This window comes from Micromonospora sp. NPDC049359, assembly GCF_044466585.1.
Classification (GTDB): Bacteria; Actinomycetota; Actinomycetes; order Mycobacteriales; family Micromonosporaceae; genus Micromonospora.
In genome coordinates, this window is sequence record NZ_JBITMW010000010.1 from 297,656 (window position 1) to 317,129 (window position 19,474).

The window sequence follows — 19,474 nt, forward strand, 5'->3', positions numbered from 1 at the left end:
GCATGGCGATCACCAGCAGCTTCATGCGGTACGGCACGGTGCCGTCGGCGATCATCAGCGACGGGGTGCTGCCGATCCCCCTGTGGGCGGTCACCGCCATCTCCCTGGCGCAGACGTACCACCTGCCGCCGATCGGCTCCACCGCGCACAAGGCCATCGTGGCCACCCACGACGACACCATCACGCTCACCGGCGTGCTCGTCGGCGCGGAACGCTACGCCTGGAAGTTCGCCCTGGAGACGATGGCCGAGGCGAGCAAACGCGGCACCGCCCTGGCGGCGTACTCCGGCGGGAAGTTCGGCGGGCTGATCCTGGTCACCTCCATGACCATCCGCACCGACATGCAGGTGCAGTCGCTGACCTTCAACGCCTCGGCCGCCCGCCGCGACGTCCTGGACACCACCATCACCCTCGTCCACGTGCCCCGTCCCAGCCTGCTCGGCAAGCTGCTCGACGTGGCCAGCATCGGAGTCGGCGCGCTCGCCGACGGGTTGGGCAACTGATGCCACCGTTCCCGATCGACCGCTACCTGCTGCCGGAGACACCGATCGCGGTGCCCGACGGGTTCACCGAGGTGCGGCAGAGCCTCACCGCCGGCCTGCCACACCGCGTCGAGTTGGGCGCGGGCGTGCACGCGGTGCTGATCCTGCCCACCGGCCTGGCCCGACAGTGGCTGTCCACCGACCCGCTCGCCGTGGTGAGCAGCTCCGCCGACGACCTCGCGCCCCGACCCGCGCCGACGGCCACGTCCCGACCACCGGCGCTGGTCGGGCGGGTGCCGCTGCGTCTCGTCGTCCGCCAGGGCACCCGCATCCTCGGCTCCGTGCCGCTCGCCACCGGCCTGCGCCGGGTCTGCCCCGACGCGGGCACACCCACCGCCCCCGGCGTCACCCCGGTCGCCGTCGAGGTGCTGGTGCTGGCCTGGCTGCTGCACGCCGGGACGGTCCGCGGCTCCGGCGACTACGGCTCCCACCTGACCGTGGCCTGGCGGCCCGCCGACCGGGCGGTGGACCAGTTCGGGCCACCACCGATCAACGAGTTCGTCTGGCGTCGCCGGCCGCCCGCGCAGCGCGTCGAATCCGACCTCGGTCCCGCCCGGCTGCGCTACCGCTACCTGCTCGACAAGAAGATGCGGAGGGTGCTGCGGTGACGCTCACGCCGTTCCAGACCGGCCAGGTACGCCAGGGCGCCGTCGGCAACGACGCCGGCTGGACCATCACCTTCCACCGGGAGACCCCGACCGGCATCAGCCCGGACGCCGCGCTCACCCTGTCCAGCGCCGACTACTACGCGGCCATCGACGCCGCGCTGCCCGACGGGCTGGGCCCCGGCGCGTACACGGTCACCGTGCAGGGGCTCGTCGACGAACACTTCGCCGCGCTGCGCACCGCCGAGGGGCAACCGCCGCTGGTGGCGAAGCTGCACCTGTACTGGCGCGACGCCAACACCTCCGTCGGCGCGTTCTTCACCAACCTGGTCGGCGTCAACGCCGGCCCGACCCCGGCCGAGCTGACCCAGGCGCTGGTCGCCGTCCTGCGGGTCACGAAGGTGCGCCGGCTCACCGGCGAGCGGACGTACGACACCGAGCTGACCCTCGTCGAGCAGGCGTACGCCCGGCTCGGGCAGCGGGTCGCCGAACGGTTCGAGGCGGCCACGTTCACCGCCGCGATCCGCGCCATCGGCGAGCGGACCCGGGTGGACGTGACCGGATGGGGCGCCAACCCGGACGGCACGATGACCCGGGGCGCGACCGAGGCGGCCGGCGACGAGCGGGTCGCCTTCGGGGCGGGGCTGCTCTACCGTGCCGCCCTGGAACGCCTCGGCGGCGCGTTGCAGCAGTCCCTCAACGCGTACGGGCGGGGGATGCTGCTGATCCGCGACGGCACCGTGCACGTCGGCAAGCGTCCCATCCCGTACCCGGAGGGCGAGCCGAAGCCGCTGACCCTCGCCACCGGTCTGCTGGCCTGCACCGAGAACGGCACCCAGGACACCGACCCGTACGCGGCCACCGAGACCGGCGGCACCGCCGCGCCGCGCCGCCGGGCGTGGACGCTGACCCTCAAGGGCCGCCCCGACCTGAAGCCCGGCGACCTGGTGCGCTTCGACCCGCCCGCCACCGACGAGGCCACCACGCTGGGCAGCGTCGGCGCGGCGCTGCTCGGCTCGTTCGCCGCGCCGTTCGCCCCGTCGACCGGGGAACTGGGCGCGGGGTCGAAGCTGCTCTACCTCAGCGCCGCCCGGCACACGCTGTCGCGTACCGCCGGGTTCGTCACGGTGGTGCAGGGCGTGGAGGTCGCGTCGAGCGCCCAGGCGTGGGACACCTGGAGCGACGCGTCCGGTGTGGGGACCGCCGAGCCGGCCGGCCCGGCGTCGTCGCCCGGGGTGGCCGCCGCCGAGGCGGTGCGCCGGGCCGCCCGCGCGGCCCGGGGTGAGACGCGCGGCCTGGAGATCGGCGAGGTACGCGCGGTCGCCACCAACGCCAGCGGCGCGGTCGAGCCGCCCGCCCAGACCGAGACGGTGTGGGAGGGCCTCGTTCGCCCGGACGGCCGCCCCAACGGCTCCCGCCGCCTGCCGGTACGCCGGCAGCAACCCGCTCCGCTGCCCGGGGTGACCTACCTGACCCCATTCGCCTGGGGCGGGTGCGGGCTGATCCTGCCCCGCTACCCGGGCACCCGGGTGGCGCTGGCCTACCGCAACGGCGCACCGGACGACCCGGTCGAGGTGGGCGCGCTCTGGCCCACCGGGCACGCCCCGGTCTCCGAGCCGGGGGACTGGTGGCTGTCCCTGCCGGTCGGGGTGGCCGACAGCAGCCGCTCGTCCATCGCCGACACGGCAACCCCCGCCGACCACGACGGCAAGGTGGCGCACGACCTCACCGACGGCGACGGCAACCGGGTCATCGAGCTGGGCGAGCTGACCGTGCGGGTGGGTCGGGCCCAGCTCAAGGGTCGCGGCCAGCGCCCGGCGCGCGCCGACGAGGCCGACAGCATCACCATCGAGCACGCCGGCGGCGGGTCCTCGATCGTGATGAAGCAGGACGGCTCGATCACCATCACCGCCACCCAGATCGACCTGGACGCCGGCAACGGCGCGGTGAACATCAGCGGCGGCACGGTCAGCATCGCCGCCGACGACGTCGACGTCCAGGTCAGCAACGCGATGAACGTCCACTGAGGAGAGCGACATGGCATTCGTGCTCACCACGTCGAGCGACGTGCACTGCCCCAACCAGGGGAAGGTCTCTCCGACCGGGCAGGGCAAGCTGACCGTCGACCACAAGCCGGTGGTCCGCCTCGACGGCATCAACGGCAAGTCGGTGGCCGGCTGCACCATCACCACCAGCAACTCCACCAAGCAGTGCAGCACGGTGACGTCCGCGACCGGGGCGGCCGGAAAGCTCACGGTCGGCAACGTGGCCGTGGCGTTGGACTCGCTCAGCGGCGCCACCGACGGCTCCAGCCCCGGACTGTCCGCCAGCGCCGGCCAGAGCAAGCTGAAGGCGGCCTGACGTGGACCGTACCGAGCGCGAACGGCAGGCCGCCCAGCGCCGCTACCTCGGCTGGGGCCTCGCCTTCGAACCCACCATGCCCGGCGTCGACCTGGCCCGGGACATCGTCTTCGACGATGGACCGAACGGCCGGACGTTGGCGCTGGTCGAGGGCACCGGCAACGTGGCGCAGAGCCTCGCGGTGGCGCTGACCACGCTGCGCGGCTCGAACGTCTTCGACGCGACGTTCGGCTTCGACGGCCTCAACGCCCTCGCCGAGCAGATCGAGCCGAACCTCATCCGCGAGCAGGTCCGCATCGGCATCATCACCCTGCTCGACCGCGATCCGCGGGTCCGCAAGATCGTCGACGTCAACCTCGACGACGGCCGGCTCGGCGCGGGCCGCGCCGACGACGCCTCGGCCGCCGCGCTGCGCGCCTCGCGCACCCTCCAGGTCCAGGTCCAGTTCGAAACCATCACCGACGACCGGCTCTCGGTGCGCCTCGGGGAGCTGCCAAGTGTCTGACCCGACCCTCCCGGCCGAACTGGCCGACGTCCTCGCCGTCGACGCCGCCGCGCTGCGGGCCACCGGCTCGACGGGCTTCGGCGTCGTCGAGACCGGCTTCGTGCCCAAGTCCTTCGCCCGGTTGCTCGCCGAGAAGCTGGCCACCGCCCGGCTGCTCTTCGGCGAGGACGTCGACCTGACCAGTGGCGCGGTGCTGCGCAAGGTCCTCGAACTCGCCGCCCTGGAGGACGCCCGGATGTGGGCCGCGCTCGGCGCGGTCTACGACAACTCCTTCGTGGTGTCCGCGACCGCCGACGCGCTGACCCGCCTCGGCGAGGAACTCGGCATACCCCGGCCGTACCTGCCGGCCCGGGGGACGGTGAAGCTCAAGCTCAAGGCCGCGCTGCCGACCGGCCACCCACAGCTCACGCTGCCCCGGGGCGCCCGACTGTCCACCCCCGGCGGGCACCACGTGGCCCTGGACGAGACGGTGGTGCTCTCCGCCGCCGTCGGTGAGCGCGAACCGGCCGTCGCCGCCTTCTATCCCGGCCCGGCGCACAACCTCGACCCCACCCAGCCGCAGCAGAAGATCGACCGCTGGAACCGCGCCGACACCCTGCTGGCCGACCTGGACGACGCCGAGCAGGCCGCCGGCAAGGAGCTGGTCGAGATCACCCACGCCGTCGCGCTCACCGGCGGCGAACAGCAGGTCTCCGACGCCCGCTACCGGCAACTGTTGCTCGCCGCGCCCCGCTCCATCTGGACGGCCGAGGCGATCGGCCTCGCCGTGGCCACCGTGCCCGGCGTACGCCAGGTGCAGGTCTTCGACGGCCGGGGCGGACTGGACCTCAACCAGTCCATCTTCGGCAACTTCAACTTCATCGAGCGGGTCTTCAGCACCGAACGCGACCTGGGCAACCCGTACTACGTCACGGTGCTCGTCGCGCCGACCGCCGCCGCCATCTGGGACGGGCCGGACGGCCTGCACGCCGCCGTCGAGTCGGTCATCGAGGACCTGCGCCCGGTGGGCATCTTCGCCTCGGTGGACCGCGCCGACGAGGTCGGCATCGGCGTCGAGGCCGACCTGGTGATCCGGGGCCTGCCGCTGCCCACCGGCTCGAAGGAGACGATCAACGCCTCCACGGCCGCCACCGAGCTGCGCGCCCGGCTGCACGCCCGGCTGCGCCGGTACGTCGACGAACTGCCCTTCGGCGAGCCGGTCCGCGCCGCCGAGGTGATCTGGACGCTGATGAACGAGCCGGGCGTCGCCGACGTGCGCAACCTGCGGCTGGTCCGCTTCCCGGCCGACTCGGCGGTGGTGGTGACCGGCAGCGCGCCCACCGGCGACGGGGTGCAGCGGCTGCCGGTCGGCGACAACGCGGTGCTCGCCGCCAACCAGGTGCCCGTCTACGTCGACCGGGACGACCCCCGGCCGTTCCGGATCGTCTGAGCGGGGGCGCGATGACCGACATCCGGGTACCCGTGGACGGCGTCGACCCGTCCGTCGAACGCAACCTGATCGACCAGTTGGAAGGCCCCTACCCGGGAACCGTCCGGCGGGTCGTGGTGCCGCTCGCCACCACCGGTGCCGCCGCCGTGGACTGGACCAGCCGGCATCCGCTGCTCACCGTCGTGCTGCGCCGCGACCTGGCCGAGGAGACCGTCCGGGTGACGGTCACCGTCGACCCGGGCGGCGCGGGGCAGCGGGTACTGCCGCCGGTGGTGTTCGCGCCCTGGTCCGCCGAGGGCGCGTCGGTGCCGGCGTACGTGCCGGACACCGCCGACGAGCCGCTGGTCGCGCCGTTCGCGGTCGCCGTGTCGGCCGAGCGGGCCGTCGAGGGCACGGCCGCCACGGCGGTCACCGGCACCGCGCTCCCCGCCCTCGTCGAGCTGGCCGTGGTCGAGGGCAACCTGGGTCGCCTGCTCTACCTGGTGTCGTACGAGAAGCACCGGCTGCGTCGGGCGGCCCGGGAGGTGCACGCGTACCGGACCCTGGCCCACGCCCGGCGCGACGCGCTGGACCGGATCGGCGCGGACGTCGGGGTGGCCCGCTTCGTCGACGAGCTGGTGCACGAGCCGACCAACGGCGAGGTGTACGCCCGACGCCTGCCCCCACCGGCCCGCGAGCCGGACGACGCGTACGCCCACCGGCTCGGGCTGTACCGGCGGTTCCTGCTGCCCACCCCGGGCGCGGTACGCCGGCTGCTCAACGGCCCCGGCGCGGACACCGACCCGAACACGGGCCTCTTCGCCGACCTGCCCGGCGGGGCGCGCTTCACGCTGCGCGAGGACGACGACCAGTTCGCGGTGGCGGTCCGGCTGGTCGCCGTCGGTGACCCGCAGCACCGCAGCAACTTCCTCGCCCAACTGCGCCGCGACCGCCTGGTGTTGCCCGCCAACACCCCGCCGAACAACACCGTCCACGCCGGTCGGGCGTTGCCGGCCAGCCGCCTCGCCGAGGTCACTGCACTGCGGGCGAGCCTGCGTCAGTCGTACACCTTCGACAGCTCGCACGGCATCGCGCCGCCGCTGGCGACCGCCCTGGACCGTGCGGGGCGGGTGTGCCGGGCGCTCGGCTCGACGATCGTGTGGCAGGTCAGCCGCGCCCAGGACGACGCCGGTGGGAGCCGCTACGAGTTGGGTCTCGGCGTCGACGTGAGCTGGCCGACCCCGGCGCAGGCCACCGACCTGCGTAACCGGGTGCTGGACACCGGCCGGACGGTGACCGCCGACCGGACCGCCGAGGCGCTCATCGCCGCCGCCCGCGCCGCCGGCGTGCCCACCGTCTCGGCCGACGGCGAGCTGGCCTGGCTGTGGCGGGTCTGCGGGTTGCCGACCACGCACCGGGTCAGCACCACCGTGATGTACCTGTCGCACCTGCCCACCCGAGGGCTCGCGGTGACCGCGCCGCTCACCGCTTCGGTGGGCGTCGACGCGCCGGTCGAGGCGCAGTTCCACGCCCCGGGCGACCCGGGTGGCAACGCCCTGCTGCTGGCCGGTCTGGCCGCGGCACGCACGGCCTGGGTGGCTGCCGGGGAGACGGCGTGGTCCCCGTTGACCGACGCGGCGGCCCGGACCCGGTGGGCGGCCGTGCCGACCCGACCGGCCGGGCAGCCGGTCGACGCGGTCCTCGCCGCCGCCGGCCTGCCCGCGGTACGCGACCCGGCGCCCGTGGTGGCCGCGCTGAACCGCCTCCCCGACGAGCTGGTGGAGACCATCGAACTGCCGGCTGCGTTGGCGTCCGCGCTGATCGCCGGCCAACCGGCCGCCGCCGACCGGCTGGCCCGGCTGGTGGGGCTGCTGCGCGACCAGCACCTCGCCGCCGTGCTTCCGCTCGTCGAGACGGGCAACCGGGTGCTGCTGGTGTGCGGCGTCATCGGCCTGCCGCAGGCCGGGCTGAACCTGAGCGAGCGTCGGGCCACCGGGTTCCGCTGGTACACGGTGGGACTCGGCGGCGGCACGGCGGAGATCAAGGCGGTCGGCGCGCGGACCGCGCTGCGCCCCACCCACGCCGGCCTGGTCGCCGTGGTGGCGCTCTCCTACGTACGGACCGGCCGGACCGATCCGTACGAGTTCCGGGTCGAGCTGCCCGACGGGGTGACGTTGACCCTGGAGCAGTACGAACGGCTGATGAACACCCTGACGAGGATCTGCCCGCTCGGGGTGGAGATCAACACCTTCGGCATTCGCCGTGACCACGTCGACCTCGACGACGACGGGACGGCCGAGCCGCTGCGCCCGGCCGTCGCCCGGACCTTCCGCACCTTCCAGCAGCGCCGGCACCGCGGCGTGTACGACCAGCTCTGAGAGGGACACCACGATGGCGAACGAGATCAACTACGACGGGGTGACCGTCACCGAGCTGTACGAGGCGTTCACGCGCCACGGCATTCCCGCCTCGGACGCCAGCGTGCTGGTCTCCTCCTGGATCTACGAGAACGTCGGCACCGCGAAGCGGGTGTTCAGCTACGCCGAGTCGTTCCCGGCGGTGGAGCCGGGCTGCGCCCCACCACCGTTCGCCCGCACGTTCGCGCACACCGACTGGGTGGACGGCGAGGACGTCGTACAGGCCGGCCAGACACCGGGGGAGCAGGGCTTCAACGAGCGGTTCCACCGCATCGAGCACGACCTGGACCACCTCGGCGCCGACCTGGCCAAGGCGTTCACCTGCATGGCGGCGATGCGGGTGAGCCTGCGCCGGTTGCTCGACGAGATCCGCGCCGAGATCAACCGGCTGCACTCGACGGTGCACGAGAACAAGATCGTGCCCGGCCCGTACACCTTCGAGCAGATCCCCAACTACATCGGCGCGTTGGACTTCGGCAAGTACATGGGCACCACGATGTTCATGGACAAGAAGGTCAGCATCTGGCAGACCAAAGCCGGCACGATCGTGCTGCCCGCCGTGGAGACCCTCGGCGTGGACGTGGTGGTCGGTCCGAAGGTGCGCGGCGCCGCCCAGGTCGCCCGCTACGCCGTCGAGCACGGTGACGTGCGGCAGCGCTTCCCGCGCGAGGTGAAGGTGGTCGAGTTCATCCGCTTCTTCGGCGAGGACGAGGTGGCCGACGGCCGGACCATCCGCGACGTGCTCAAGGTGCTGCCGGCCGACAGCAGCTACCCGAGCCTGGACGCGATGATCGCCGAGGTCAGCGAGCGCGAGGCCGTCATGGTCCGGACCACCGTCGGGGCCCAGTCGGCGGTCTCCGCGGCCCTCGGCGTCGACGCGGGGCTGGAGAACGTCGCGGACGCCGACATCGCGATGCTCGCCGGGGTGCCGACCAAGGCCCGCGCCGCGCTGGCCCGCGCCGGGATCAGCACGCTGGGCAAGCTCGCCGAGGCGCCGGCCGAGCGGGTGCTCGGCATCATGAAGGAGGCCGGGGTACGCGCCGAGGCCGGCGACGCCGCCGAGTGGACCGGGTACGCCCAGACGCTGAGCAAGCTGCGCTGAACGGCCGGCGACGACTCCGGCGAACGGTTGATCCGCGCCGTTCGCCGGGTCGGTGTGACGACACTGCGCTGGCGTACCGACCCTCCACACCCGACCGTGAGAATCCCACGGGGCGATCGGGCACGAAGGGCGCGCGGATGGCAGTTCACGAGGCGAGGTACGACCTGCGCTCCGGGGCGCCGGAGACCGGGGCGGTGCGACCGAGTCGGTACGCGTTGCGGCTGCTCGGCGGCTTCGCGCTGGAACGCGACGGCCGGTCCGTGGTGGTGCCGCAGGGGGCCCGGCGGCTGCTCGCCTACCTCGGCGTACGCCAGCGGTGTGCCCGCTCGGAGGCTGCTGGGACGCTCTGGCCCGCCTCCCACGAGGATCGGGCGCGGGCCAACCTGCGCACGATGCTGTGGCGGCTGCACCGGGTGACGCCCGAGCCCTTGGTCGAGGAGGACGACGGGCTGGCCCTGGCCGCCGACGTCACGAGTGACGTGGCCGCCCTGAGCACGGCGGCGGCCGTCCTGCTGGCCGGCGGCTCACCCGTGGGCACCGTGCCGGCGTTGGCGACCGGCGAGCTGTTGCCCGGCTGGTACGACGACTGGGTTCTGACGGAGCGGGAACGGCTGCGCCAGACCCGGCTGTACGCGCTGGAAGCTCTCGCCGAACGCCTCACCGCCCAGGGACGCTTCAGTGAGGCGGTGCAGGTGGCGTTGACCGCCGTGCACCTGGAGCCGCTGCGGGAGAGCGCCACCCGCGCGCTGATCGCGGTGCACCTGGCCGAAAGCAACATCAACGAGGCGGTGCGACGGTTCGAGCTGTTCCGCGCCGACCTGGGCCGGGAGTTGGGCGTCGCTCCGACACCCTGGCTGGAGCGTCTGGTGCAGGCTGGCCGCTCCGGCGCCGCGGTCCCGTATCCCTGAGCAACCGCACCACCCATACCGACAACGCGCCCCCGCGTGTCCCGCCTGGCCTCTACCTGTCTCGCCTGGCCGCTACCTGTCTGGCTCCTGCCCGGCCGTCGGTCTGCCCCCGCCAACAGTCCGCTCAGTCAGCCCGGCCGCCCGCGGGCGGCGGCCACGGGTCTCCTGCGCGCCCTCTGCTCTGCTTCAACCCGCGCAACACTGAGACGCCGTCAGTGTTGCCTCCGTTGAAGCAGAGCAAGGGACGCGCGAGGGGGTGGGGTAGGGGCGTCGGGTTGGCGGGCGGGCGGACTGCTGGTCAGCCGGGTCAGTGGGTCGCGGGCGGGATGCTCTGCTCGTACTGGAAGACGTTGTGCGGGTCGTACTTCGCCTTGACTTTGCGCAGTCGTGGGAAGTTGCGCCCCCAGTAGGCCTCCTCCCACTCCGCCATGCCGATGTTCGGCACGTTGACGTACGCGCCGTCCACGTAGGGTCGCAGCGCCTGGCTGAACTCGGCGATCCAGGTCTGCGCGATCGGGGTGATGGCGTCGCCGCTGTCCGGCTCGCCGCGGGTGCCCCAACCAGCGCCGGGCTCGGAGTAGAAGAGCGCGTCACGGTGCGGAAACGCCGAGCCGCCGAAGGGCTCCTGCCGTTGGGCGCCCCGGCCGAACGCCTGGGTGAAGAAGTTGCTGTCCGGCGACGGAGCCTTCTCCATGAACTCGCGGACGATGCTGATCGCCCTTGTCGGGAAGGGTTCCCTGGTGAACTGGGAGAAGAACTTCCACTTCGCCGGCTCTTCGTCGTTCGGGACCTGGAATCCGGCGTACGTCTCGCTCCAACCGCCGATCTGCACGCTGACCTCGGGGTTGCCGATGGAGAGCAGCGGTTCCAGCAGCCTTCTCACCTCCGCCTCCGATCCCTCGGCGAGCACCCCGAACACCAGGATCTCGGTCGGGTGGATCTCGACCTGGCTGCCGAGGCGGGGGTCGGCGAACGGCGCGACGCGCTGCCAGGTGTCGAAGACGTCGTGCAGGTCGTCGAGGCCCGACCAGGTCGCCTGCAGGTACGCCACGCTCTCCAGCGGGGCTACCTGGTAGGTCAGGGAGGTGACGATCCCGAAGTTGCCGTTTCCGGCGCCGCGCAGCGCCCAGAGCAGGTCCGCGTGGTTCCACGGGTCCACCTCGAGCACCCTGGCGCCGTTGGCGCCCGCCGCGACGACGATCTCCGCCCCGATCAGGTTGTCGCAGGCCATGCCGAGGTAGCGGGTGAGGAACCCGAAGCCGCCACCGAGGGTCGCGCCGGACAGGCCGACGGTCCCCTCCGTTCCGGTCGTCGCCGCGAGGTCGTACTCCCCGAGCGCGGTGATCGCTTCCGACTGGTTGAGCCCCGCGCCGAGCTTCGCCGTGCGCGTGGCGGTGTCGATGTGGACGTCCTTCAGCTCGCTGACGTCGATGACGAGGCCGTTGTCGACGTTCGACCAACCTTCCAGGCTGTGCCGGCCGCTGCGTACCCGCAGCGCCACGTCGTGCTGCCGAGCCCAGGTGAGGGCGTTGACGACGTCCTGGGTCTCCTGAGCGAAGACGATGACCAGCGGGTAGCGCACGAACAGCTCGTCCCAGCCGATGCTCGCCTCCGCGTAGTCGGGGCTCTGGGGGCGGACGATCCGGCCGGTCAACGTCGCGGGCGGGTAGGTGTCGCCGACGGGTGGGCCGTCCGCCGCCACCGCCGAACTGCCAGCCATCACGCCGGGCAGGGCGATCGCTCCGGCGCCGACGGCCGTCGCCCTGAGCAGATCGCGACGAGAAAGGTCGCGCATGGTCCGAATCCTCTCGACGGGGGTCGCGTCAGAGATTCGACCGAGAGGACCTTTGCCTCCCAACTGACGCAAAACCACCGTAATTCCGCAGGCTGCGGCGCAGATCCGAGAACTTGTCACAGAACCCGGTCGGGTGACGCGACGGCAGGTCAGTTGGCGTGCGCGGGCTGGTCCAGGATGGCGCTGAACCGCTCCTCGGCAAGATCGAGCTGACCGAAGATGTGCCGCTTGACCCCCGCCGACAACGGCGTGTCCGGCCGGCCGATCAGATCCCGGAAGAGCGGCACCAGCGGCCGGTACTTACGGGCCGACGAGACGACCTTCGGCCCGACCGTGTGGATCACGCCGACGCCGTTGTCGGTGAAGTCCGACACCTTGATCACCCGGGCCCAGGGCTCGCGGTCCAGGCTGACCGCCAGGTGCTCCCGGTACTGCGTGTTGCGGTCCCGCTCGGGGTCGTACACCGGGTTGGTGACGGCGGCGACGAGCGTCGCGACACGCGTCCCGAACCGCACGGCGAGCGCGGCCAGCGCGGCCCCGGTCGGGTCGGTGCCGGCGCCGTCGCCGGCCAGCTCGACCGGGTGGTCCTCGACCGCGTCGTGCAGCAGGCCGGCGACGATCACGTCCACGTCGCGCACCTGGTAGTGGTGCATCAGTCGGATCGCCACCCGCAGCAGGTGGTTCAGGTACGGCTCGCGGACGCGCCGGTCGTCACGGTGCAACTCGGCGGCCAGGTCGAGCGCGGCGGTCAACCGCTCGCGGGCGGCGTCGTCGAACTGTTGGATCTCCAGCCGGAAGCGCTCCAGCAGGCCCGGTTCGCCGTGGATCTCGGTGATCGCGTGCATCGGCATGCTGCCCAGGTGCGGCGGGAAGTCCATGCGTCACTTATAGCCGATCTTCACCACATCGATGAGCCCTTACGTCGTCGACCCGACCACGAACTCCGGCGGGTCGAGCCGTCAGATCGGCAACCGGTCGGCCCCGGCCAGGGGATTCACCACGAGAGGGACCAGCGGCGTCGGTAGCACGGGATCACGACGCAGGGTGGGCGTCCAGCCCGCGTCGGCGGCCAGGTCGGGATCGTGGACCGCGTTGTACGCGGCCAGCAGGTCGACCGGCCGGGCCCGGCCGGTGCCCTGGCGCACCCAGGAGCCCCGCTCGGTCAGCCCGGTGCCACCCCAGTCGTAGAGCAGGTCGGCCGGGTCGACCGCCGGATCCAGGGTGAAGAAGTTGTTCTCCGCGTACATCGCCGACTGGACCCCGACGCCGAGGGCGTACTGGAAGCCGTCCCCGCCGAGCCGGTAGTGGTTGTTGTAGACGTCGACCTGACCGAAGCGCACCCGGGGCAGTCGTTGCAGGACGCCGTCGAAGAGGTTGTGGTGCAGGGTGACCTTGAGCCGGCCCACGTCCGGCCCGACCGTGTTGGACGAGCCGATCAGCATCAGCTTGTCCCGCCCGATGAACCGGTTCCAGGTGGCGGTGACTCCGCTGGCGGTGTGGGTGACGTCCAACGACCCGTCGTGCACCTGGTAGGGCCGCCCGAAGTAGCTGGGCTGGGCGCTGTCCGGGTTGTCGCCGTCGGTGAACGTGTTGTGGTCGACCCAGACGTGCTCGCTGCGACGTACCGAGATCTGGTCGTACTGGCTGTTCCAGTTGCCGGTCTCGCCGTCGGTCGGCGACCAGGCGGGGAAGCAGTCCCGGGCGTCCACGAAGGTCAGGTTTCGCACGATGACGTTCGACGCCCGGTCGATCATGAGGGTGAGGCCGGTCAGCCGGGCCCCGCGCAGCCCGACGATCGTGGTGTTGGGGCCCACGTTGATCTGGGTCTGGCGGGTCTGGTTCGCCACCGACCGCACCCGGGCCTCCTCCAGCGGCCCGGCGGGGGCCACCCGACCCCACACCGCCGGGTCGTACGCGGCCAGGTAGGCGTCCAGCCGGTACGTCGGGTCGGCCAGGTCGGCGCAGCTCAGCGCCGTACCGTCGGGTGCTTCGAAGCCGTCGACGGCACCGTCCACGTAGATGAGCTTCGGCGTGGCATCGGTGGCGTTGGTGGCGTTGTCACCGCCGAGCGCGTCGACCAGCTCGGCCCGGCTGTGCACCACCCGGGTCCGTTCGGCGGTGGCCGCCGAGCCGCCGGTGGTGCCGTCGCCCTCGGCCGCCCAGCCGTCGCGCTCGGGCAAGGCCTGCCGACCGAGGTGGCGGGCCGACCAGGACAGCCGGTCGGTGGGCGGAACGTCGGGGTGGGCGGCGGCCGGTGCGGCGACGAGCAGCAGGGCGACCACCAGTACGCCGATGAGGGATTTGCGCATCGCTTCGCTCCGTTCTGCTGAGGTGTCTGATGGCGTGGTGTCGGGTCCGGAGGTGCTATTCCGCGAGTTCGGTGCGATACGGGGCAGTCGCCCAGGGCACGCCCCACTCGCTCGGCAGCGCCCCGCGTTCGGCCGAGGCGCGCAGCACGTCGGCCACGCCGCGCAGGTGACGGACGCGCTGGTCTCCGTCGCCCACCCCGTCGACCAGCTCCCCGTCGAGCAGTCGGGGCTCGGGGGCGGCCCGCAGCGCGTCCAGCAGGGCGGTGAACGGCGCGGTACGGGCCAGCGGCGCGATCAGCGGCACCCCGACCGGGTCGATCCGGTGGGCGAGCAGGTTCTCCAGCAGGCCCCGTCGACCGGGGACGCGGCGGGTCACCGCGTCGCCGGGCAGGCGCAGCCGGTCGGTCGGGTACTCCAGCGACGCCGGCCCGCTCGTGCCGGTCACCACCAGCTCGCCGGCCACGAACTCGGCGGAGGCCAGCGTGACCGCCGCCAGCACGGGTGGGCCGGCGCGGAGACGGACGCGCAGCACCGCCGTGTCCTCCACCTCGATCGGCCGGACCCGGTAGCGCTCCACCTCGATCGCCGCCGGCCACGGTGGCGCCCCTCCCAGCGCCTCGGCGACCGCGAGGCACTGCATTACCGCGTGCGCGAGCGGGTTGACGAGCGCGCCGTCCAGCACCGGCCGGCCGTCCACGCTTCGTCGACCGGCCCACGGGGAGCGGGCGTAGTAGGCGTCCGGCCGTTGCCAGGCGGCGACGGCGGAGATGCCGGTGACCGTGCCCAACCGGCCCGCGGCCACCGCGTCGGTCAGCGCGGTCAGCGCCGCCGAACCGAGCGCCTGAAAGCCGACCTGCGCCACCCGGCCGGCCGCCGAGAGCGCGTCGGTCAGCTCGTGATGCTCGGCCATCGACAGCACCGGCGGCTTCTCCAGCAGCAGGTCCGCGCCGGCCGCGACGGCGTCGCGGGCGATCGGCAGGTGGGTGTGCGGCGGAGTGCAGATCACCACCACCTCCGGGCGGGTGGCGGCGAGCATCGTCGGGTGGTCGGTGAACACGCCGACGCCGGGCGGCACGGGCGCCTCCCGCTCGTCGCGCACCGGTGCGACGTCGACCAGGGCGACGAGTCGCAGGCGGCCGTCGGCGTGCAGCGGGGCGATCACCCGCCGGTGCCAGTGACCGTGCCCGTTCGCCCCGATCACCGCCACCGTCGTCGGCGGCACCGACCCGTTCACGCGACACCGACCGAAAGCGCCACCGCCGGTAGCGCCGCCCTCCCGGCCGGGGCCGCCCGGCTCACCGGACGCCGGCCAGGGTCGCCTCGACGCCGTGTCGTCCGAGCGCGGTGAGCCAGGCGGTCACCTGGGCGCGTACCTCGTCGTCCTCGGCGACCTCGGCCGGGATCACCTCGCGGAGCGCGAAGACGGCGTCGACCGCGCCGGCCGGGCTCTGCGCGCCGGCGTCCAGGGCGGCCCGGATCGGCCCCGCGAGCGGGTCCTGCAACGGCAGCGGGCGGCCGTCGTCGGCGTACCCCAGCGCGAAGCGCAACCAGGACGCCACGACCAGCGCGCCCCAGCGCGCGGACCGTCCGGACGCGCGCAGGTCGGCGATGGTCTGCAGGATGCGTTGCGGCAGCTTCTGCGACCCGTCGGTGGCGACCTGGAGGGTGCGGTGCCGGATCGCCGGGTTGCCGAACCGGGCCAGGACCTGTTCGCCGTAGTCGACGACCCGCACCCCGTCCGGCGGTGTGAAGCTGGCCGCGACGTCCTCGGCGATCAGCCGGCGCAGCACGTCGGCCAGGTGCGGGATCTCCAGGGCGTCCGCGATGGTCTCCCGCCCGGCCAGTGCGCCGAGGTACGCCACGGCCGAGTGCACACCGTTGAGGGCGCGCAGCTTCAACCGCTCCCACGGCCCGGCGTCGTCGGTCAGCACCGCCCCGGCGTGTTCCCAGCCCGGCCGTCCGCCGGGGAAGTCGTCCTCGATGACCCACTGCGCGTACGGCTCGGCGGCCACCGCGGCCAGGTCGGTGACGCCGAGCGCCCGACGGGCCGTGTCGATGGTCTCCGGGGTGCTGGCCGGCACGATGCGGTCCACCATGGTCCCCGGGCACGTCACGTTGGCGGCCACCCAGTCGACGAACCCGGCCGGCGTCCCGGCGGCCCGCGCGATCGCCTGGTCGACCAGGCCGCGCAGCCGTCGGCCGTTGGCCGGCAGGTTGTCGCAGCTCACCAGGGCGACCGGTCCGGCGTCCGCGGCGGCGCGGGCCGCCAGCCCGCGCAGCAGCAGACCCGGCACGGTGGCCGGGGGCCGATGACCGGCGAGGTCCGCGGCGAGCGCGGAGTCCGGCGACAACCGGCCGGTCACCGGGTCGAGCTGGTACGCCTTCTCGGTGACGGTGAGCGTCACGACGCGGACCGCCGGGTCGGCGAGCAACGCCACCACGGCGTCCGGATCGCTCGGCGCGTGCCGTACGCCGCTCAGCGCGCCCACCACCCGGGTGGTGGCGTCGGCGGCGGACAGGGCGCTCACGCTGAACAGGTTGTCCTGGGCGGCGAGCGCGTCGACCACGGCGGCGCTGCGCGGGGCGACGGCCACGATGCCCCAGTCGCCGCCGGCCGCGCCGACCGCCGCCTCGGTGTAGACCGCCTGGTGCGCGCGGTGAAAGGCCCCCAACCCCAGGTGTACGACGCCCGTCGGCACGGTGCCCGGCCGCACCAGGGGGCGGGAGTCGACGGGCAGGTGGCGCAGCACACCCAGGCCGAGGCGGGACGCGCCGACGGTCACCGCCATGCCGGACCGTCCGGGAACCGGTACTCCGCGATCGACGACTGTTTCATGGTGGCGCTGTAACCGGGGCGCTCCGGGAGCAGGTACCGGCCGCCGCGGGTGCGTACCGGGTCGACGAAGTGTTCGTGCAGGTGGTCGACGTACTCGATCATCCGACCGTCGAGGCTCGTGCCTACCCGCAGGTAGTCGAAGATCGCCAGGTGCTGGACGTACTCGCAGAGGCCGACGCCGCCCGCGTGCGGGCAGACCGGCACCCCGAACTTGGCCGCCAACAGCAGCTCGGCCAGCACCTCGTCGACGCCGCCGACCCGGCACGCGTCGACCTGCATCACGCCGATCGCGTCGGCCTGGAGCAACTGCTTGAAGATGACGCGGTTGGCGGCGACCTCACCCGTGGCCACCCGGCACCGGCCGTCGGTCAGCTCGGCGACGGCGCGGTTGATCCGGGCGTGCCCGAGGATGTCGTCGGCGTGCGTCGGCTCCTCGATCCAGTACGGGTCCACCTCCGCGAGGGCGGTCATCGCGGTGATCGCCTCGTCGACGTCCCAGACCTGGTTGGCGTCCATCATCAACAGCGCGTCCGGGCCGATCTCGGCGCGGATGATCCGGGCCCGGCGCAGGTCGTCGGCGAGCGGGCCGCCAACCTTCATCTTCATGGCCCGCCAGCCGTCGTCGTACGCCTGCCGGGTCAGCGCCCGCACCTTGTCGTCGGGGTAGCCGAGCCAGCCGACCGAGGTGGTGTACGAAGAAAAACCGTCCCGTTCCAGCGTCGCCAACCGGTCGGCCAGGCCGTCGCGTCCCTTGTCGAGGATGGCCGCCGCCTCGTCGGGCGTCAGCGCGTCGCTGATGTGGTGGAAGTCGAGGCTGGCGACGAGGTCGTCGGTGGGCAGCTCGGCCAGGAACCGCCACATCGGCTTGCCGGCGATCCTGGCCCGCAGGTCCCACACGGCGTTGACGAGCGCCCCGGTCGCCATGTGGATGACGCCCTTCTCGGGGCCCAGCCAGCGCAACTGCACGTCCGCGCTGAGCGAGCGCCAGAACGCCACCGGCTCGGCGGCGATCTCTTCGACCGTACGACCCTCGACGTGGTGGGCCAGCGCCCGCACCGCCGCGCAGGTGATCTCGTTGCCCCGGCCGTTGGTGAAGGTGAACCCCGCGCCCACCGGCCCGGAGTCGGTGCCCAGCTCGACGTACGTCGCCGAGTAGTCGCCCCGGTTGATGGCGTCGGACCCGTCGCCCCGGGCGGCGGTGGGGAAGCGGACGTCGTGCACCTCGACGGAGGTGATGGTGGTGGTCACTGGCTCGACCCTTCGAAGTGGAAGACCCGTTTGGGTAGCCGGTACGCCAGGTCGACGATCGTCTCGGCGGCCTCGTCCATCGCGAGCCGGTGCTCGGCGACCAGCCGGGCCAGGAAGCCGGCGTCGACCCGGCGGGCCACGTCGTGGCGTACCGGAATGGAGCAGAACGCCCGGGTGTCGTCGACGAACCCGGTCGTGTTGTAGAAGCCGGCGCTCTCGGTGACCGTCTCCCGGAACCGCCGCAGCGCCTCGGGGGAGTCCAGGAACCACCAGGGCGCTCCGAGCAGCAGCGCGGCGTACCCGCCGGCCAGGGGCGCCAGCTCGCGGGTGAAGGTGTCCTCGTCGAGGGTGTAGAGCACCACCGTCAGCCGGGGGTCGTTGCCGTAGCGGGACAGCAGCGGGGCGAGCGCGTGCACGTACTCGGTGGCCTGCGGCACGTCGCCGCCGACGTCCCGGCCGTGCCGCTCGTACAGCCAGCGGTTGTGGTTGCGCACCGCGCCGGGGTGCAGCTGCATCACCAGTCCGTCGTCGAGGGACATCCGGGCGAACTCCATCAGCATGTGCGCCCGGAACGCCTCCGCGTCGGCGGCGTCCGCCGCGCCGCGCAGCCCACGGTCGTAGAGGCGGGCGGCCTGCGCCGGGCTCAGGTCCAGGGTGCGCGCGGTGGGGTGCCCGTGGTCCGACGAGGTCGCCCCGGCCGCGACGAACGCGGCCCGGCGGGCCCGCAGCGCGGCCAGATAGCCGGGGTACGTGCCGGTGTCCTCGCCGGCCAGCGCGCCGAGCCGCGCCACGTTGGCCGACCAGCCGTCGAACTCCATGTCCACCACGTCGTCCGGGCGGAAGGTGGTGACCACCCGACCGCCCGGCCCACCCCAGCCGTCGGCGGCGAGCTTGGCGTGCGCCGCGAGGTCGTCCAGCGGTGACTCGGTGGTGGCGAGGACCTCGATCCCGAAGCGCTCGAACAGCGCCCGGGGCCGGAACTCCGGCTCGGCGAGCCGCGCGGCGATCTCGTCGTAGAGGGCGTCGGCGGTGTCGGGACGCAGCGGGGTGTGCGCCCCGAAGACGGTACGGAGGGTCTGTTCCAGCCAGAGCCGCGACGGGGTGCCCCGGAACAGGTGCCAGTGTGCGGCGAAGCGCCGCCAGATCACCCGCCCGTCGGCCTCGACCGGGCTGCCGTCGCGGGTGGGGACCCCCAGGTCGCCCGGGGGTACGCCCTGACTGAGCAGCATCCTCGTCAGGTAGTGGTCGGGCACGATGAGCAGCCGCGCCGGGTCGGGGAAGGGCTGGTCCTCGGCGAGCAGGGCCGGGTCGACGTGCCCGTGCGGCGAGATGATCGGTTGCCGCGCCGCGAGGGCGTACAGCTCCCGGGCCAGCGCGCGCTGGCCCGGCTCGGCCGGCAGGAGCAGGTCGGTGTGGTCGGACGTCGGCACGGGGCTCC

General features: G+C 73.2%; 16 protein-coding genes. 9 read left to right on the plus strand and 7 right to left on the minus strand.

Annotation, left to right across the window (positions count from 1 at the left end):
* Nucleotides 1-2: 2 nt before the first annotated feature.
* The 9 genes from ACIBTX_RS23530 (at nucleotide 3) to ACIBTX_RS23570 (ending at nucleotide 9,848) form a co-directional block, all read left to right on the plus strand.
* Nucleotides 3-503, plus strand: a complete 501-nt coding sequence (locus ACIBTX_RS23530; protein WP_053659787.1) for a hypothetical protein — start codon at nucleotides 3-5, stop codon at nucleotides 501-503.
* Nucleotides 503-1,150, plus strand: a complete 648-nt coding sequence (locus ACIBTX_RS23535) for a hypothetical protein (RefSeq protein WP_357169810.1) — start codon at nucleotides 503-505, stop codon at nucleotides 1,148-1,150. Before ACIBTX_RS23530 ends, ACIBTX_RS23535 begins: the two co-directional genes overlap by 1 nt.
* Entirely contained in the window at nucleotides 1,147-3,174 is a 2,028-nt protein-coding gene (locus ACIBTX_RS23540) for a hypothetical protein (protein ID WP_357169813.1), read from the plus strand. Before ACIBTX_RS23535 ends, ACIBTX_RS23540 begins: the two co-directional genes overlap by 4 nt.
* A gap of 10 nt (nucleotides 3,175-3,184) precedes the next feature.
* The gene (locus ACIBTX_RS23545; RefSeq protein ID WP_355051238.1) at nucleotides 3,185-3,508 is read left to right on the plus strand and encodes a hypothetical protein; all 324 of its coding nucleotides are present in this window, start codon (nucleotides 3,185-3,187) and stop codon (nucleotides 3,506-3,508) included.
* A 1-nt stretch (nucleotide 3,509) separates the two neighbouring features.
* Entirely contained in the window at nucleotides 3,510-4,013 is a 504-nt protein-coding gene (locus ACIBTX_RS23550) for a hypothetical protein (RefSeq protein WP_355051237.1), read from the plus strand.
* Nucleotides 4,006-5,442, plus strand: coding sequence for a baseplate J/gp47 family protein (locus tag ACIBTX_RS23555; RefSeq protein WP_357169816.1), 1,437 nt, complete (start codon nucleotides 4,006-4,008; stop codon nucleotides 5,440-5,442). The genes ACIBTX_RS23550 and ACIBTX_RS23555 overlap by 8 nt, the downstream gene beginning before the upstream one ends.
* 11 nt (nucleotides 5,443-5,453) lie before the next feature.
* Nucleotides 5,454-7,799 (plus strand): hypothetical protein, encoded by a 2,346-nt coding sequence (locus tag ACIBTX_RS23560; RefSeq protein WP_396833026.1) that lies wholly within the window; start codon nucleotides 5,454-5,456, stop codon nucleotides 7,797-7,799.
* Between the two features lie 13 nt (nucleotides 7,800-7,812).
* Complete coding sequence (locus tag ACIBTX_RS23565; protein ID WP_357169822.1) at nucleotides 7,813-8,940, plus strand: hypothetical protein; 1,128 nt, start codon at nucleotides 7,813-7,815, stop codon at nucleotides 8,938-8,940.
* A 137-nt stretch (nucleotides 8,941-9,077) separates the two neighbouring features.
* Entirely contained in the window at nucleotides 9,078-9,848 is a 771-nt protein-coding gene (locus ACIBTX_RS23570) for a BTAD domain-containing putative transcriptional regulator (RefSeq protein ID WP_357169825.1), read from the plus strand.
* Nucleotides 9,849-10,155: 307 nt separating this feature from the next.
* On the opposite strand, the gene ACIBTX_RS23575 is transcribed toward ACIBTX_RS23570, so the two are convergent.
* From ACIBTX_RS23575 to uxaC, 7 genes are all read right to left on the minus strand, one after another.
* Nucleotides 10,156-11,643 carry an FAD-binding protein gene (locus ACIBTX_RS23575; protein WP_357169828.1) on the minus strand — a complete coding sequence of 496 codons (1,488 nt, stop codon included), beginning with the start codon at nucleotides 11,641-11,643 and terminating at the stop codon, nucleotides 10,156-10,158.
* Between the two features lie 149 nt (nucleotides 11,644-11,792).
* Nucleotides 11,793-12,521: an HD domain-containing protein gene (locus tag ACIBTX_RS23580; RefSeq protein ID WP_357169831.1), complete on the minus strand. Its 729-nt coding sequence runs from the start codon at nucleotides 12,519-12,521 to the stop codon at nucleotides 11,793-11,795.
* An 81-nt stretch (nucleotides 12,522-12,602) separates the two neighbouring features.
* Complete coding sequence (locus ACIBTX_RS23585; protein WP_357169834.1) at nucleotides 12,603-13,952, minus strand: polysaccharide lyase family 1 protein; 1,350 nt, start codon at nucleotides 13,950-13,952, stop codon at nucleotides 12,603-12,605.
* Nucleotides 13,953-14,007: 55 nt separating this feature from the next.
* Nucleotides 14,008-15,186, minus strand: a complete 1,179-nt coding sequence (locus tag ACIBTX_RS23590) for a Gfo/Idh/MocA family oxidoreductase (protein WP_357169837.1) — start codon at nucleotides 15,184-15,186, stop codon at nucleotides 14,008-14,010.
* A 61-nt stretch (nucleotides 15,187-15,247) separates the two neighbouring features.
* Nucleotides 15,248-16,741 carry a mannitol dehydrogenase family protein gene (locus ACIBTX_RS23595; protein WP_357169840.1) on the minus strand — a complete coding sequence of 498 codons (1,494 nt, stop codon included), beginning with the start codon at nucleotides 16,739-16,741 and terminating at the stop codon, nucleotides 15,248-15,250.
* Nucleotides 16,732-18,036, minus strand: a complete 1,305-nt coding sequence (locus ACIBTX_RS23600) for an enolase C-terminal domain-like protein (RefSeq protein WP_357169843.1) — start codon at nucleotides 18,034-18,036, stop codon at nucleotides 16,732-16,734. Before ACIBTX_RS23600 ends, ACIBTX_RS23595 begins: the two co-directional genes overlap by 10 nt.
* On the minus strand, nucleotides 18,033-19,466 hold the full coding sequence (gene uxaC / locus ACIBTX_RS23605; protein ID WP_357169846.1) for a glucuronate isomerase: 1,434 nt from the start codon (nucleotides 19,464-19,466) through the stop codon (nucleotides 18,033-18,035). Before uxaC ends, ACIBTX_RS23600 begins: the two co-directional genes overlap by 4 nt.
* Nucleotides 19,467-19,474: the final 8 nt, after the last annotated feature.

Bases quoted from the DNA above. Each gene is read 5' to 3' on its own strand.
- ACIBTX_RS23530 (WP_053659787.1), top strand. From the start codon at position 3: ATGGCGATCACCAGCAGCTTCATGCGGTACGGCACGGTGCCGTCGGCG.
- ACIBTX_RS23535 (WP_357169810.1), top strand. From the start codon at position 503: ATGCCACCGTTCCCGATCGACCGCTACCTGCTGCCGGAGACACCGATC.
- ACIBTX_RS23545 (WP_355051238.1), top strand. From the start codon at position 3,185: ATGGCATTCGTGCTCACCACGTCGAGCGACGTGCACTGCCCCAACCAG.
- ACIBTX_RS23560 (WP_396833026.1), top strand. From the start codon at position 5,454: ATGACCGACATCCGGGTACCCGTGGACGGCGTCGACCCGTCCGTCGAA.
- ACIBTX_RS23565 (WP_357169822.1), top strand. From the start codon at position 7,813: ATGGCGAACGAGATCAACTACGACGGGGTGACCGTCACCGAGCTGTAC.
- ACIBTX_RS23570 (WP_357169825.1), top strand. From the start codon at position 9,078: ATGGCAGTTCACGAGGCGAGGTACGACCTGCGCTCCGGGGCGCCGGAG.
- ACIBTX_RS23575 (WP_357169828.1), bottom strand. From the start codon at position 11,643: ATGCGCGACCTTTCTCGTCGCGATCTGCTCAGGGCGACGGCCGTCGGC.
- ACIBTX_RS23580 (WP_357169831.1), bottom strand. From the start codon at position 12,521: ATGGACTTCCCGCCGCACCTGGGCAGCATGCCGATGCACGCGATCACC.
- ACIBTX_RS23585 (WP_357169834.1), bottom strand. From the start codon at position 13,952: ATGCGCAAATCCCTCATCGGCGTACTGGTGGTCGCCCTGCTGCTCGTC.
- ACIBTX_RS23595 (WP_357169840.1), bottom strand. From the start codon at position 16,741: ATGGCGGTGACCGTCGGCGCGTCCCGCCTCGGCCTGGGTGTGCTGCGC.